The organism is Pseudomonas sp. V88_4, assembly GCF_029967985.1.
GTDB lineage: Bacteria > Pseudomonadota > Gammaproteobacteria > Pseudomonadales > Pseudomonadaceae > Aquipseudomonas > Aquipseudomonas glycinae.
The window spans coordinates 280442-295130 of record NZ_JASCAF010000040.1 but is presented as its reverse complement, the minus strand read 5'-3'; the positions used below and the strand labels follow the sequence as shown (position 1 = coordinate 295130).

General features: G+C 62.1%; 13 protein-coding genes. 8 read left to right on the top strand and 5 right to left on the bottom strand.

The genetic code is table 11. The features are described from left to right. Window positions 1-34: 34 nt before the first annotated feature. From QLG12_RS16655 to QLG12_RS16645, 3 genes are all read right to left on the bottom strand, one after another. The gene (locus QLG12_RS16655) at window positions 35-340 is read right to left on the bottom strand and encodes an amidase (RefSeq protein ID WP_236194296.1); all 306 of its coding nucleotides are present in this window, start codon (window positions 338-340) and stop codon (window positions 35-37) included. Then, complete coding sequence (locus QLG12_RS16650; protein ID WP_282474924.1) at window positions 337-1416, bottom strand: serine hydrolase; 1080 nt, start codon at window positions 1414-1416, stop codon at window positions 337-339. Before QLG12_RS16650 ends, QLG12_RS16655 begins: the two co-directional genes overlap by 4 nt. A gap of 180 nt (window positions 1417-1596) precedes the next feature. Next, window positions 1597-2475, bottom strand: coding sequence for an acyl-CoA dehydrogenase family protein (locus QLG12_RS16645; protein ID WP_282474923.1), 879 nt, complete (start codon window positions 2473-2475; stop codon window positions 1597-1599). Between the two features lie 153 nt (window positions 2476-2628). Between QLG12_RS16645 and olsB the strand changes: the two genes are divergently transcribed. After that, the gene (gene olsB / locus QLG12_RS16640) at window positions 2629-3384 is read left to right on the top strand and encodes an L-ornithine N(alpha)-acyltransferase (RefSeq protein ID WP_085729947.1); all 756 of its coding nucleotides are present in this window, start codon (window positions 2629-2631) and stop codon (window positions 3382-3384) included. Further along, the gene (locus QLG12_RS16635; protein WP_282474922.1) at window positions 3384-4178 is read left to right on the top strand and encodes a lysophospholipid acyltransferase family protein; all 795 of its coding nucleotides are present in this window, start codon (window positions 3384-3386) and stop codon (window positions 4176-4178) included. Before olsB ends, QLG12_RS16635 begins: the two co-directional genes overlap by 1 nt. Before the next feature lie 14 nt (window positions 4179-4192). On the opposite strand, the gene QLG12_RS16630 is transcribed toward QLG12_RS16635, so the two are convergent. Continuing rightward, window positions 4193-4765 carry an ACP phosphodiesterase gene (locus tag QLG12_RS16630; RefSeq protein WP_197868637.1) on the bottom strand — a complete coding sequence of 191 codons (573 nt, stop codon included), beginning with the start codon at window positions 4763-4765 and terminating at the stop codon, window positions 4193-4195. A gap of 171 nt (window positions 4766-4936) precedes the next feature. Here QLG12_RS16630 and QLG12_RS16625 point away from each other — a divergent pair, with 171 nt between their 5' ends. Genes QLG12_RS16625 through QLG12_RS16615 form a run of 3 tightly spaced genes read left to right on the top strand, consistent with a single transcriptional unit; the run spans window position 4937 to window position 7518 of the window. Further along, a complete protein-coding gene (locus QLG12_RS16625) occupies window positions 4937-5239 on the top strand; it encodes a helix-turn-helix transcriptional regulator (RefSeq protein WP_007957866.1) in 303 nt (100 codons plus the stop codon). 33 nt (window positions 5240-5272) lie between these two features. After that, window positions 5273-6436 carry an MFS transporter gene (locus QLG12_RS16620; RefSeq protein ID WP_011332833.1) on the top strand — a complete coding sequence of 388 codons (1164 nt, stop codon included), beginning with the start codon at window positions 5273-5275 and terminating at the stop codon, window positions 6434-6436. A 32-nt stretch (window positions 6437-6468) separates the two neighbouring features. After that, window positions 6469-7518 carry an alkene reductase gene (locus QLG12_RS16615; protein WP_011332832.1) on the top strand — a complete coding sequence of 350 codons (1050 nt, stop codon included), beginning with the start codon at window positions 6469-6471 and terminating at the stop codon, window positions 7516-7518. A 249-nt stretch (window positions 7519-7767) separates the two neighbouring features. Here the strand turns inward: QLG12_RS16615 and QLG12_RS16610 are convergent, their stop codons facing one another. Beyond that, window positions 7768-8400, bottom strand: coding sequence for a TetR family transcriptional regulator (locus tag QLG12_RS16610; protein ID WP_282474921.1), 633 nt, complete (start codon window positions 8398-8400; stop codon window positions 7768-7770). A gap of 266 nt (window positions 8401-8666) precedes the next feature. Between QLG12_RS16610 and emhA the strand changes: the two genes are divergently transcribed. From emhA to emhC, 3 genes are read left to right on the top strand one after another with little or no spacing between them, the layout of a single operon-like run. Further along, window positions 8667-9824 (top strand): efflux RND transporter periplasmic adaptor subunit EmhA, encoded by a 1158-nt coding sequence (gene emhA, locus QLG12_RS16605; RefSeq protein WP_197868639.1) that lies wholly within the window; start codon window positions 8667-8669, stop codon window positions 9822-9824. 3 nt (window positions 9825-9827) lie between these two features. Further along, window positions 9828-12992, top strand: a complete 3165-nt coding sequence (gene emhB / locus QLG12_RS16600) for an efflux RND transporter permease subunit EmhB (RefSeq protein WP_282474920.1) — start codon at window positions 9828-9830, stop codon at window positions 12990-12992. Further along, complete coding sequence (emhC, locus tag QLG12_RS16595; RefSeq protein ID WP_011332828.1) at window positions 12989-14449, top strand: efflux RND transporter outer membrane subunit EmhC; 1461 nt, start codon at window positions 12989-12991, stop codon at window positions 14447-14449. Before emhB ends, emhC begins: the two co-directional genes overlap by 4 nt. Window positions 14450-14689: the final 240 nt, after the last annotated feature.

The following is a 14689-nucleotide window of genomic DNA, read 5'->3' as shown; positions in this document are numbered from 1 at the left end:
TTAACTGGCCGTGGCGTTATTGCAAACCGCAAGATCACGGTTGCAGACGACAACCCTGGCGCTGGCCCAGCCAATGCGCAGTGTTGCTGCGGCCCATGCCACTGACGGTGATGGTCTTGCTGACGACGTCATCGCTGAAACGGTCGGTCGGCAACCACTGCTTCACGTAGCCCCGGCAATACTCGGCGTCGTTGTTCATGACGTAGCGGCACGAACAATATTCCTTGGCGGTGTAGGCGCTGATGATGTCCGGGAAGGCCCACAGGTTTTCGCGCTCGTGCCAGCCCCAACCCAGCAGCACAACCAACAGCACCAGCAGGGTGCGTCTGAACAGTTTCATGGCCGCACCGCCCCGAGCACGCGCTTGAGCAATTCGTTGTGGCGATAGCTGCCGTCGCGGTCATCGGCGTAGCGCACGATCACCAGTTTTTCGCTCGGGATCACGTACAGCGCCTGGCCCCAGTGGCCGAGGGCGGCGAAGGTGTCGGGCGGTGCGTCGGGCCATGGTGAGGGCGCGCCGTCTGCCGGGCGATTGAGCCACCAGTGGCCGCCGGGAACGGCTTCGTCCTGATTCGCCTTGTACCCGGCGAAGGGTTGGCGGTTGAAGGCGACCCAATCCTTGGGCAGCAACTGCCGTTCGTTCCAGCGTCCGTCCCGTTCCATCAGCAGGCCGATTCGCGCCAGATCCCGGGCGCTCATATAAGCGTAAGAAGAGGCGACAAAGGTGCCCGTCGCATCGGTTTCCCATGTGGCATGGCGGATGCCCAAGGGACCGAAAAGTGCCGTCCACGGATAGTCCGGATAACGCTGTGGGCCGACGATGGTTTTCAGCGCCGCCGCCAACAGATTGCTGTCGCCGCTGGAATAGCGGAACGCCTGACCCGCTGGCGCGTAGCTGTCGTGATCGGCGGTGAAGGCGGCCATGTCACGGTGGCCACGGGTGTAGAGCATCGCCACCACCGAGGATTTCAACGGGGCGTATTCGTAGTCTTCCTGCCAGTCGATGCCCGAAGCCCAGTGCAGCAGATCCTTGATCGTGACGGCCGGGTGTTTTTCCAGCGCCGGGTAAAACGTCACCGCCGGATCATCGAGCTTGAACAAGCCTTCGCCGTACGCCACGCCGAGCACCGTGGCCATCAGGCTTTTGCTGATCGACCAGGTCAGGTGCGGGGTGTCGGCACTGGTCGCGGCGGCGTAGCGTTCGTAGATGAGCTGGCCGTCACGGATCACCAGCAAGGCGTCGGTGCGGATGCCTTTTCGGGTGCTGTCATCGCGGGTCGGAAAGGCGTAGGCCTCCAAAGCCTCGACGGCCGGGCCGGTGGGTTTCGGACCGATCGGCCATTGCTCGCCCGGCCATTGTTCGGCCTGAACCGTGAAGCTGATCAGCAGCAGAAACAGGGACAGGCCTTTGAACATGGTGAGGGCTCTTGGGGAGAACCTGCTGAGGGTAGTCAGGATTGATGACAAATTGGAGATTTCGGCTGCCCATGAGATCGCCATCGCTGGCAAGCCAGCTCCCACAGGGGTCGAGGATTGCCATTGATAGCCTGTACACCAGCGACTGTGTGGGAGCTGGCTTGCCAGCGATGAGGCCGGTCAGTCCACCGCCAACGCCTTGGCCAGGCGTTTGGCCCGCGCACCCGCCGCCAGTTGCATAACCGACTGATCGCGCTGCCACATCGTCGCCCACTCAGGATCGCCGTTGCGCAGGGCCTGATCGACCTCCGCGTTAAGCCCGTCGAACTGCGCAAACAAACCACCGAGCAACACATGCCCGGCGGGATTGTTCGGCGGCTGGCGACTGACTTCCGCGCACCCGGCCAGAAGCGCCAGCAGGCGCAATTGCAACGGCTGCGGCCAGCCGCTGTCCTGACCGACGCCGTACAGCCACGCGGTCATCGCGCTCAATACGTAAACGTCTTCAAGGGTGCGGAACGGTTTGACGTAAGCATCCCAACCGTCCCCGGCGAGCAGTTCACACAACGCATCGTCGAGATGCAGCCGACCATGGCTGATGTCCGGCATCAACGGCAGCGCCGGGAGTTTTTCCACCCGTACGCCGGGTTCGCCGGGATACACCACCGCCAGACTCAGGCGCGGTGATTCGCCGGGTTGCTCGCTGCGCGCGGCGATCAGCAGCCAGTCCGCCGCATCGCCGGCAGTGACGAAATCCTTTTGCCCGGTGAGGCGCAGATCCGTGAGCCGGGTCTGCATGTCCGCCGGGCGCAGGCTGCGCTGCTCGGTCGCACACATCGCCCCGAGGCTCGGCGGCGCGCTCGGCCAGAGCATGCGCAGCGCCGCCTGATAACCCACCAGAAACGCCAGCCCCGGCGTCGCCATCCGCCGCCCTCCCGCCACCGCCAGTTCGAACGGCGTCACGCTGCCCAGTTGCTGCAGCAACGTGGCGAAGCCCTCCGCCAGATCGGCAACGGCGGGCAGGCGTTCGCGGCATTCAAGCAGGGTCGACCAGGTCATCAGAGGCTCCTCGTGGGCTGTCATATAAGCATCACCAAACATTCATGGCGATGACACCGGGGCTACATAGCCTGACTTTGCACAACACGGCTGCATAAAGAAAGTCGATCGGCTGCAACCCATGACGGGTTCAAGGCCCGTACGGAGATTCACATGACTCAGATCGCCCGCATCAGCGACACCGGCAATGAACGCCGCCTGCAAGCCGAACGCCTGATCGGCGCCGAGGCCTTGCAGCAAGCCCAGGCCTTGCGCTTCAACGTGTTCAGCGGCGAGTTCAACGCCAAGCTGAACGGCGCGGAGCTGGGTCTGGACATGGATGACTATGATGTTCACTGCAGCCACATCGGCGTGCGTGACCTGAACACCGGCCGCCTGGTGGCGACCACCCGCCTGCTCGATCACACCGCCGCCAGCAGCCTGGGCAAGTTCTACAGCGAAGAAGAATTCAGCCTGCACGGCCTCGCCGGTCTGCAAGGCCCGATCCTGGAAATCGGCCGCACCTGCGTCGACCCGGCCTACCGCAACGGCGGCACCATCGCTGTGCTGTGGGGCGAACTGGCCGAAGTCCTGAATCAGGGCGGCTACAGCTACCTGATGGGTTGCGCGAGCATTCCGATGCAGGACGGCGGTGTACAGGCCCACGCGATCATGCAGCGTCTGCGCGAACGTTATCTGTGCACCGAACACCTGCGCGCCGAGCCTAAGAATCCGCTGCCAACTCTGGATATTCCATCGAACGTGATCGCCGAAATGCCGCCGCTGCTCAAGGCCTACATGCGCCTGGGCGCGAAGATCTGCGGCGAGCCGTGCTGGGACGAAGACTTCCAGGTCGCCGACGTGTTCATCCTGCTCAAGCGCGACGAACTCTGCCCGCGCTACGCCAAGCACTTCAAGGCGGCCGTGTGATGAGCCGGCTGCGGGTGTACGCGCGGATCGCGCGAGTGCTGCTGGTGGTGACGCTGGGCTTGAGCATGGCCAGTGTCTTCGGGGTTTTCGAACGTCTGGGGCTCGCTCATTCGATGGAGCGTCGGCAGCGCTGGTCGCGGTTTTTCATGGCGCGGTTGAGCAATGCCCTGCCCTTTCGCGTGACCGTGCATGGTGAGCTGCCGAAACAGCCGATGCTGTGGGTCAGCAACCATGTGTCGTGGACCGACATTCCGCTGCTCGGCATGCTCACGCCGCTGTCGTTTCTATCCAAGGCTGAAGTGCGCACCTGGCCGGTGGCCGGTTGGCTGGCAGCGAAGGCCGGCAGCCTGTTCATCCGTCGCGGTTCGGGCGACAGCCAGTTGATCCGCAAGCAGATGACCCGTCATCTGCAAACCGCTCATCCGCTGCTGATGTTCCCCGAAGGGACCACCACTGATGGCCGTTCGCTGCGTACCTTTCACGGTCGCCTGCTGTCGGCGGCGATTGATTCCGAGGTGAAGCTGCAACCGGTGGCGATCCGTTATCTGCGCGACGGCAAGATCGATTCGCTGGCGCCGTTCATTGGTGACGATGATCTGCTGTCGCACCTGATGCGTCTGTTCAGCAACGACTGCGGCGATGTCGAGATTCATCTGCTCAAACCGATTGCCTGCCAGGGCCGGGAGCGCGCGGCATTGGCGTACGAGGCCCAGCAAGCGGTGCAGAAAGCCTTGTTCGGCGATGTGCTCAAACCCGTCGAAGCGCAACACGCCCGCGATCTGATCGCGGCCTGATCGGCGACATCTGCCTACAGCTGCCGGCCGGCAAAGTCCTGCAGCTGTGGGTAGAACAAACGAAAGTCCTCGCTCAACGGTTCATACAACCGGCGCAATTCCTCCATCGCCCCCGCCAGTTCTTCGGGCCGGGTCAGGCGTCGGGAGATGCCGCGCAACACCTGCTCCAGCACTTCGAACTCCTGATACGAGCCCAACCAGTCATTGGCCACCATGTGCGGGGCGATCCTCGCCAGGCGCTCGGGCAATTGCCGTTCTCTGGACAGCACGCGGTAAACGTCGGTGGTGAATTGGCCCAGCGGCCGGTCGGCGTACTGCGTCCAGTCCCGGGCCAGGCAATGGTCGAAAAACACATCGAGGACAATGCCCGCGTAACGGCGGCGGGTCGTGGAAAACCGCGCCAGTGAGGCATCCACCAGCGGGTGGCGATCGGTGAACACGTCGATCTGCCGGTGCAGGGCAATCGCCGCTTCGATCTCCGGGTCGAACTGCCCTTGCAGCCGCCCTTTGACGAAGTCGCCATACAGACTGCCGAGCAGTTGACCGGGGCGCTGGCCACCGAGGTGTAAATGTGCGAGATAGTTCATGGGCGCAGCTTAGCACCGCGCCCGCGTTTGTTTACACCTCACATATCGTTATAACCCGATATACCGATTTATGCGGTCATCAGATCAAATTCATATTGGTGTATCGCGAAGCACCGATATAAAGTTCGCCTCATCGCGATATAGCGCTACACACATCACGAGCACCCAGCCATGAACATTGACCTCGACGAAATAATAAAAGCCCTGGCACACCCAGTACGGCGAGACATCCTCAACTGGCTGAAAGACCCGAAAGCCCAGTTTCCGGAACAGATCCACAACCACGAGTACGGCATCTGCGCCGGGCAGATCGATCAACGCTGCGGCCTGTCGCAATCGACCGTCTCCGCCCACCTGGCCACCCTGCAACGGGCCGGGCTGATCAGCAGTCAGAAAGCCGGCCAGTGGCACTTTTTCAAACGCAACGAGGACGTGATCCAGGCGTTCCTCAGCACCCTCAGCAAAGAGCTCTGACCCTTAACGTCAGCCAGCCAAAAGGATCCAACGATGCCCCTCTCGCTTCTCATACTCGCCTTGAGCGCCTTCGCCATCGGCACCACCGAGTTCGTCATCATGGGCCTGCTGCCCAATGTGGCGGCTGACCTCGGTGTGTCGATTCCCGGTGCCGGCTGGCTGGTGACCGGCTACGCCCTGGGCGTGGCGATTGGTGCGCCGTTCATGGCAATGGCCACTGCAAAACTGCCGCGCAAGGCTGCACTGGTAACGCTGATGGGCATTTTCATTATCGGCAACCTGCTCTGCGCCATCGCCACTGACTACAACGTGCTGATGTTCGCCCGTGTCGTCACCGCGCTCTGCCACGGCGCGTTCTTCGGCATCGGTTCGGTGGTCGCGGCCAACCTGGTGGCGCCGAACAAACGCGCTTCGGCCGTAGCCCTGATGTTCACCGGCCTGACCCTGGCCAACGTGCTGGGCGTACCGCTGGGCACCGCCCTCGGTCAGGAAGCCGGCTGGCGCTCGACCTTCTGGGCAGTGACCGTGATCGGTGTGATCGCGCTGATCGGCCTGATCCGCTTCCTGCCAGCCAAGCGTGACGAAGAAAAACTCGACATGCGCGCCGAACTGGCCGCGCTAAAGGGCGCCGGCATCTGGCTGTCGCTGAGCATGACCGCACTGTTCGCCGCCTCGGTGTTCACGTTGTTCACCTACGTCGCACCGCTGCTGGGCGATGTCACCGGTGTTTCGCCCCGTGGCGTGACCTGGACCCTGATGCTCATCGGCCTGGGCCTGACTGTCGGCAACATCATCGGCGGCAAACTGGCTGACAAGGGCCTGGCCGCGACGCTGATCGGCGTGTTCATCGCCATGGCCGTGACCTCCACCGTCCTGACCTGGACCAGCATCGCGCTGATCCCGACCGAGATCACCCTGTTCCTCTGGGCCACCGCGTGTTTCGCCGCCGTGCCGGCCCTGCAAGTGAACGTCGTGACCTACGGCCAGGCCGCACCGAACCTGGTGTCGACCCTGAACATCGGCGCCTTCAACGTCGGCAACGCGCTCGGCGCCTGGGTCGGCGGCAGCGTCATCGCCCACGGCTACGGCCTGACCAGCGTGCCTCTCGCTGCCGCAGCACTCGCGGTCCTCGCGCTGCTGGTGACCCTGATCACATTCCGCCAGAACGGCAATCCCGAGCTGGCCACCGCTAACTGATTCACTCACTTACCTCACGAGGGTTGTATCTCATGGCAACAATTTTCGATCCGATCAAACTGGGCGACCTCGAGCTGTCCAACCGCATCATCATGGCGCCGCTGACCCGCTGCCGCGCCGACGAAGGCCGCGTACCCAACGCGCTGATGGCCGAGTACTACGTACAACGCGCCTCGGCCGGCCTGATCCTCAGCGAAGCCACCTCGGTGACCCCGATGGGCGTCGGCTACCCGGACACTCCGGGGATCTGGTCCAACGACCAGGTGCGCGGCTGGACCAACGTGACCAAGGCCGTTCACGCCGCCGGCGGCAAGATCGTCCTGCAACTGTGGCACGTCGGCCGGATTTCCCACCCGTCGTACCTGAACGGCGAAACGCCGGTTGCACCGAGCGCCATCCAGCCAAAAGGCCATGTCAGCCTGGTTCGCCCGCTGGCCGACTATCCAACCCCACGTGCGCTGGAAACCGCTGAAATCGCCGACATCGTCGACGCCTACCGCGTGGGTGCGGAAAACGCCAAGGCAGCCGGTTTCGACGGCGTGGAAATCCACGGCGCCAACGGCTACCTGCTCGACCAGTTCCTGCAAAGCAGCACCAACCAGCGCACCGACAACTACGGCGGCTCCCTGGAAAACCGTGCCCGCCTGCTGCTGGAAGTGACCGACGCGGCGATCGAAGTCTGGGGCGCCGGCCGCGTAGGCGTGCATTTGGCTCCGCGCGCCGACTCCCATGACATGGGCGACGACAACCTGGCCGAAACCTTCACCTACGTCGCTCGCGAACTGGGCAAGCGTGGCATTGCCTTCATCTGCTCCCGCGAGAAAGAAGGCGCCGACAGCCTCGGCCCACAGCTGAAAGAAGCCTTCGGCGGCGCCTACATCGCCAACGAGCGTTTCACCAAGGACAGCGCCAACGCGTGGCTGGCCGAGGGCAAGGCTGACGCCGTGGCATTCGGTATCCCGTTCATTGCCAACCCGGATCTGCCGGCCCGTCTGAAGGCCGATGCGCCGCTGAACGAACCGCACCCGGAAACCTTCTACGGTAAAGGCGCGGTCGGCTACCTCGACTACCCGACCCTGTAAGCCACACCGCAGAAACACAAAAGCCCCCGACTCGTGAGAATCGGGGGCTTTTTATTGGTCGCCGGACGGGTGACTCGCTCACATTCGTTCACAGGCTCGACACAAAATCCCTACAAAATACGTAGCTCGCTACATATCAACCCGCACCGCAGAGGTATATAAAAGCATCCCATTGCAGCGGGGCGAGTGAACAGGGATCTTCACCCTCCTCCGTCATTGACACAAACTGATCCAACAGCGAATTTTGTTTCATTTGCGCAGGCTGGGGCTCAGGCGCAGCATATCCAGCCCGGTATCGACCCAGCGTTCGGCCTCGGCGTACAGCTCGAAGCTGTCCGGCGCCAGGAGCCATCCATAAAGGAGGCCGTCGATATAGGCGTGAATGCTGGTGGCTGCCCGGGCGGTGTCGAGGTCCGCCGGCAACTGCCCACGATTGACTGCATTACTCAATGTCAGCGCGATCCGCACATTGCAATCGAGGCTGGCGGTCCGGCGCTGCTGGCGCAGGTCGCACATTTCATCGGTGAACTCGCACTTATGAAACAGAATTTCTTTGATACGCCGGGTCTTCGGGTCCAGCGCAACTTGATGAAACAAATGAATCAGCAATTGGCGCATGCAGCCCAGCGGATCGGGTTCGTCCTCGCTTTCGCTGGCCTTGGCCAGTTCGTCCAGCGGCTCATGCAGGGTATCGAGCATGGCTTGCAACAGATCGGCCTTGTTACTGAAGTGCCAATAGATCGCACCGCGCGTCACCCCGGCCAGAGTCGCGATATCCGACAGGGTCGTGCGGGCCACGCCCCGCTCATAGAAGGCTTTTTCGGCCGCTTCGAGAATCTGGCTGCGCGTTTCCTGAGCTTCCTCTTTGGTACGACGAACCATGGCAGTAAAACCTCAAACAGGATGTTTCAGGGATGGCTGAATATCCGCTGAATAAAAAAGGGTTGATCTCTCGCGGATCGGATCCCCGGCCTACAATTTCAGACCTTGCGACGACTTTTGTAACAGGGTGGATACGACGCCAAGGTGTTTACAAACAACCATGAACGTAAGTATATTCCTTAGCAAGCTACTTATCCACCCGGTAACCCTTTTTTACCCTTCCACACTTCTTGTGCGCTTTTCGCGCGCCTGACCCGAGGATCTTCATGCAATTCAAGCCAGCTGTTACCGCTCTGGTCACTGCCGTCGCCCTGGCATCGCTGCTCAGCGGATGTAAAAAGGAAGAGGCGGCTCCCGCCGCACCACCTCCTCAGGTCGGCGTCGTCACCCTGCAACCACAAGCCTTTACCCTGACTTCCGAACTGCCGGGACGCACCAGCGCGTTCCGCATCGCCGAAGTTCGTCCACAGGTCAACGGCATCATTCTCAAGCGTCTGTTCAAGGAAGGCGCCGATGTCAAAGCCGGCCAGCAGCTGTATCAGATCGATCCGTCGGTCTATGAAGCGACCCTGAAAAGCGCCGAAGCCAACCTGCGTTCGACCAAGTCGATCTCCGACCGCTACAAGCAACTGGTCGACGAGCAGGCCGTCAGCCGTCAGGAATACGACACTGCCGTGGCCAACCGCCTGCAATCGGAAGCGTCGTTGCAGAGCGCACAGATCAACGTGCGTTACACCAAGGTCTACGCACCGATCTCTGGTCGTATTGGCCGCTCTTCGGTGACCGAAGGCGCGCTGGTCAGCAACGGACAGGCCGATGCGATGGCCGTGATCCAGCAACTGGACCCGATCTACGTCGACGTCACCCAGTCCTCGGTCGAGTTGCTGGAGCTGCGTCGCGAACTGGAAAGCGGTCGTCTGCAGAAGGCCGGCGACAACGCCGCTGCGGTCAAGCTGACCCTCGAAGACGGCAGCCAGTACAAGCTCGACGGTAAGCTGGAATTCTCCGAAGTGTCGGTCGATCAGACCACCGGTTCCGTGACCCTGCGCGCCGTGTTCCCGAACCCGGATCACACCCTGTTGCCGGGCATGTTCGTTCACGCGCAGTTGCAGGCCGGTGTGAACAGCGCCGCGATCCTCGCACCGCAGCAAGGCGTGACTCGTGACCTCAAAGGCACCCCGACCGCGCTGGTCGTCGGCCCGGACAACAAGGTCGAACTGCGTCAGCTCAAGGCCAGCCGCACCGTCGGCAGCCAGTGGCTGATCGAAGACGGCCTGAAGGCCGGCGATCGTCTGATCACCGAAGGGCTGCAATTCGTCAAACCGGGTGTTGAGGTCAAACCGACCGAAGCGACCAACGTCGGCAACAAGAACCCGGCCCCCGCTCAGGCAGCTGACAAAGCCGCCGGCGGCAAAGGGGAGTAATCCATGTCAAAATTTTTCATCGACCGTCCGATTTTCGCCTGGGTAATTGCCCTGGTGATCATGCTGGTCGGGGCACTTTCGATCCTGAAACTGCCGATCAACCAGTACCCGAGCATTGCGCCACCGGCCATTGCGATCTCCGTGACCTACCCGGGTGCTTCGGCACAGACGGTTCAGGACACCGTGGTCCAGGTGATCGAGCAGCAGCTCAACGGTATCGACAACCTGCGTTATGTGTCCTCGGAAAGTAACTCCGACGGCAGCATGACCATCACCGCGACCTTCGAGCAAGGCACCAACTCCGACACCGCGCAGGTCCAGGTCCAGAACAAGCTGAACCTGGCCACCCCGCTGCTGCCGCAGGAAGTGCAGCAACAGGGTATCCGCGTGACCAAGGCAGTGAAGAACTTCCTGCTGGTGATCGGCGTGGTGTCGCGTGACGGCAGCATGACCAAGGACGACCTGTCCAACTACATCGTGTCGAACATGCAGGACCCGATCTCGCGGACCGCCGGTGTCGGTGACTTCCAGGTCTTCGGTGCCCAGTACGCGATGCGCATCTGGCTCGATCCGGCCAAGTTGAACAACTTCAACCTGACCCCGGTCGACGTGAAAACCGCGATTGCGGCGCAGAACGTCCAGGTGTCGTCCGGTCAGCTCGGTGGCCTGCCTGCCGTGCAGGGCCAGCAGCTGAACGCCACGATCATCGGCAAGACCCGGCTGCAGACCGCCGAGCAGTTCAAAGAGATTCTGCTCAAGGTCAACAAGGATGGCTCTCAGGTCCGTCTGAAAGACGTCGCCGACGTCGGCCTGGGTGGCGAGAACTATGCGATCAGCGCCCAGTTCAACGGCAGCCCGGCGTCCGGTCTGGCGGTTAAACTGGCCAACGGCGCCAACGCCCTCGACACCGCCAAGGCACTGCGCAAGACGATCGACGATCTCAAGCCGTTCTTCCCGCAAGGCATGGAAGTGGTGTTCCCGTACGACACCACCCCGGTGGTGACCGAGTCGATCAAGGGTGTGGTTGAAACCCTGGTCGAAGCGATCGTGCTGGTGTTCCTGGTGATGTTCCTGTTCCTGCAGAACTTCCGCGCCACGGTCATCACCACGATGACCGTGCCGGTGGTACTGCTCGGTACGTTCGGCATCCTCGCGGCGGCCGGCTTCAGCATCAACACCCTGACCATGTTCGGCATGGTGCTCGCTATCGGCTTGCTGGTGGACGACGCCATCGTCGTGGTGGAAAACGTCGAGCGGGTGATGAGCGAAGAAGGCTTGTCACCGAAGGAAGCGACCAAGAAATCCATGGGCCAGATCCAGGGCGCCCTGGTCGGTATCGCCCTGGTACTGTCGGCGGTACTGCTGCCGATGGCATTCTTTGGCGGCTCCACCGGTGTGATCTACAAGCAGTTCTCGATCACCATCGTGTCGGCCATGGCGCTGTCGGTACTGGTTGCACTGATCTTCACCCCGGCGCTGTGCGCCACCATGCTCAAGGCGATTCCACACGGCGAACACGGCACCCCGAAAAAAGGCTTCTTCGGCTGGTTCAACCGTGGTTTCGACCGCAGCGTCAAAAGCTACGAGCGCGGCGTCGGCAACATCCTGCGCCACAAGGCCCCGTACCTGCTGGCTTACCTGATCATCTTCGTCGGCATGATCTGGCTGTTCCTGCGTATTCCATCGTCCTTCCTGCCGGAAGAAGACCAGGGCGTACTGTTCGCCCAGGTGCAGACCCCGGCCGGTTCGAGTGCCCAGCGCACTCAAGTGGTCGTGGATGAAATGCGTGAGTTCCTGCTGCGTCCGACCAAGGATGGCGGTGAAGGCGACGCCGTAGCGTCGGTGTTCACCGTGACCGGCTTCAACTTCGCCGGCCGTGGCCAGAGCTCGGGTATGGCGTTCATCATGCTCAAGCCGTGGCACGAGCGGAACGCCGACAACAGCGTGTTCAAACTCGCCGCCCGCGCCCAGCAGCACTTCTTCAGCTTCCGCGATGCAATGGTGTTCGCCTTCGCCCCGCCGGCCGTACTGGAGTTGGGTAACGCCACCGGTTTCGACGTGTTCCTGCAGGACCGTGCCGGTATCGGTCACGAGCAACTGATGGCCGCGCGTAACCAGTTCCTGGGCATGGCCGCGCAAAGCAAAGTGCTGTCGCAGGTGCGTCCGAACGGTCTGAACGACGAACCACAGTTCCAGTTGGAAATCGACGACGAGAAGGCCAGTGCTCTGGGCATCACCATCTCCGACATCAACAACACCCTGTCGATTGCGCTGGGCAGTAGCTACGTCAACGACTTCATCGACCGTGGTCGGGTGAAGAAGGTGTACGTACAGGGCCAGCCGGACTCGCGCATGAGCCCGGAAGACCTCAAGAAATGGTATGTGCGTAACGCCAGCGGCACCATGGTTCCGTTCTCCGCATTCGCCAAGGGGGAGTGGATCTACGGCTCGCCAAAACTGTCGCGTTACAACGGCGTGGAAGCAGTCGAGATTCTCGGTGCCCCGGCGCCTGGCTATTCCACCGGTGAAGCCATGGCCGAGGTCGAGGCGATTGCTGCCAAACTGCCGAAGGGTGTCGGTATCTCCTGGACCGGTCTGTCCTATGAAGAGCGTCTGGCAGGTTCGCAGGCGCCGGCACTGTTCGCGCTGTCGCTGTTGATGGTGTTCCTGTGTCTGGCGGCTCTCTACGAGAGTTGGTCGATTCCGATCGCCGTCGTGCTCGTCGTACCGCTGGGGATCATCGGGGCATTGCTGGCGACCAGTCTGCGCGGTCTGTCCAACGACGTGTACTTCCTGGTGGGTCTGTTGACGACCATCGGTCTGGCGGCGAAAAACGCCATTCTGATCGTCGAATTCGCCAAGGAGCTGCACGAACAGGGCGCCAGCCTGCGTGACGCAGCTATCGAGGCTTGCCGCATGCGTCTGCGTCCGATCATCATGACGTCCCTGGCGTTCATCCTCGGCGTGGTGCCTCTGGCAATTTCCACCGGGGCAGGTTCGGGCAGCCAGCACGCAATCGGCACCGTGGTGATTGGCGGTATGATCACTGCCACCGTTCTGGCGATATTCTGGGTACCACTGTTCTTCGTCACTGTGTCGTCCATGGGCCAGCGCAAAAATGCCGGCAAGGATGACGCCATAGAAACTCCTAAAGAGGCTGGCCAATGAGCAAGTCGCTACTCTCCATCGCAGTCGCCGCCTTCGTGCTGAGCGGTTGCTCGCTGATACCGGATTATCAGCAGCCGGAAGCACCGGTGGCCGCGCAGTTCCCGCAGGGCCCGGCGTACTCGCCGGCCCAGGCACCGGCGCAGGCCGCTGCCGAGCAGGGCTGGAAACAGTTTTTCCATGACCCGGCCCTGCAACAGCTGATCCAGGTCGCCCTGGAAAACAACCGCGACCTGCGTGTCGCGGCGCTGAACATCGACGCCTATGCGGCTCAATACCGCATCCAGCGCGCCGACCTGTTCCCGGCCGTGTCGGCCAATGCCAGCGGCAGCCGTCAGCGGGTTCCGGCCCGTGCGTCGCAGACCGGTGAAGCGGCCATCAGCAGTTCCTACTCCGCTACCGTCGGCATCAGCGCCTACGAACTCGACCTGTTCGGTCGGGTTCGCAGCCTGAGCGAACAAGCGCTGCAACAATACTTCGCCACCGAAGAAGCGCGCCGCAGCACCCAGATCAGCCTGGTGGCCAGCGTGGCCAACGCCTACCTGACCTGGCAGGCCGACAAGGAACTGCTGAAGCTGACGCAAGACACCCTCGGTGCCTTCGAGGAAAGCTACAAGCTGACCAGTCGCAGCAACGAAGTCGGTGTGGCCTCGGCGCTGGACCTGGCGCAGTCACGCACCTCGGTGGAAAACGCCCGGGCACAACTGGCGCGTTACACCCGCCAGGTCGCCCAGGACGAAAACAGCCTGACCCTGCTGCTCGGCACCGGCATCCCGGCCAACCTGCAAGCGGCCAAGCCGCTGTCGGATGACCTGCTGGCCGATGTGCCGGCCGGTCTGCCGTCGGATCTGCTGCAACGTCGTCCGGACATCCTTCAGGCCGAGTACAACCTGAAGGCGGCCAACGCCAACATCGGCGCGGCCCGCGCAGCGTTCTTCCCGAGCATCAGCCTGACCGCCAACGCGGGCAGCCTGAGCCCGGACCTGTCCGGCCTGTTCAAGGGCGGTTCGGGCACGTGGCTGTTCCAGCCGCAGATCAACCTGCCGATCTTCAACGCCGGCAGCCTGCGCGCCAGCCTCGACTACGCCAAGATCCAGAAGGACATTGGCGTGGCGAACTACGAGAAGTCCATTCAAACGGCCTTCCAGGAAGTCGCCGACGGCCTGGCCGCGCGCCAGACCTACACCGAGCAGTTGCAGGCCCAGCGTGATTTCGTTCAGGCCAACCAGGACTACTACCGCCTGGCCGAGCGTCGCTATCGCATTGGCGTCGACAGCAACCTGACCTTCCTCGATGCCCAGCGTCAGCTGTTCAGCGCGCAACAATCGCTGATCACCGACCGCCTCGCGCAGTTGACCAGTGCGGTCAACCTGTACAAGGCCCTGGGTGGTGGCTGGAATGCGCAGACCGCGCAGAACGAGCCGCTCAAAGAAGAAGCGCCGAAGATGAAGTTGTTCTGATCATCCGGTGAACACAAGAAGCCCGCCGATTGGCGGGCTTTTTGTTGCCTGCGAATCTTGCGTTCGATAATCGCCCAAATTCCACTTTCGCCGATTGAATCGCCTCGCCCGCGCCCCGCACCATTCGAGCCACAAAACCAATAACAACAGGTTCGACACCATGCTCCCGCGCCCTGCTCCACCCGGCTGATCGCCGCCGTTTCACCTCTGCATCCATCGAATGTCTGCGCCTTGAAAAAC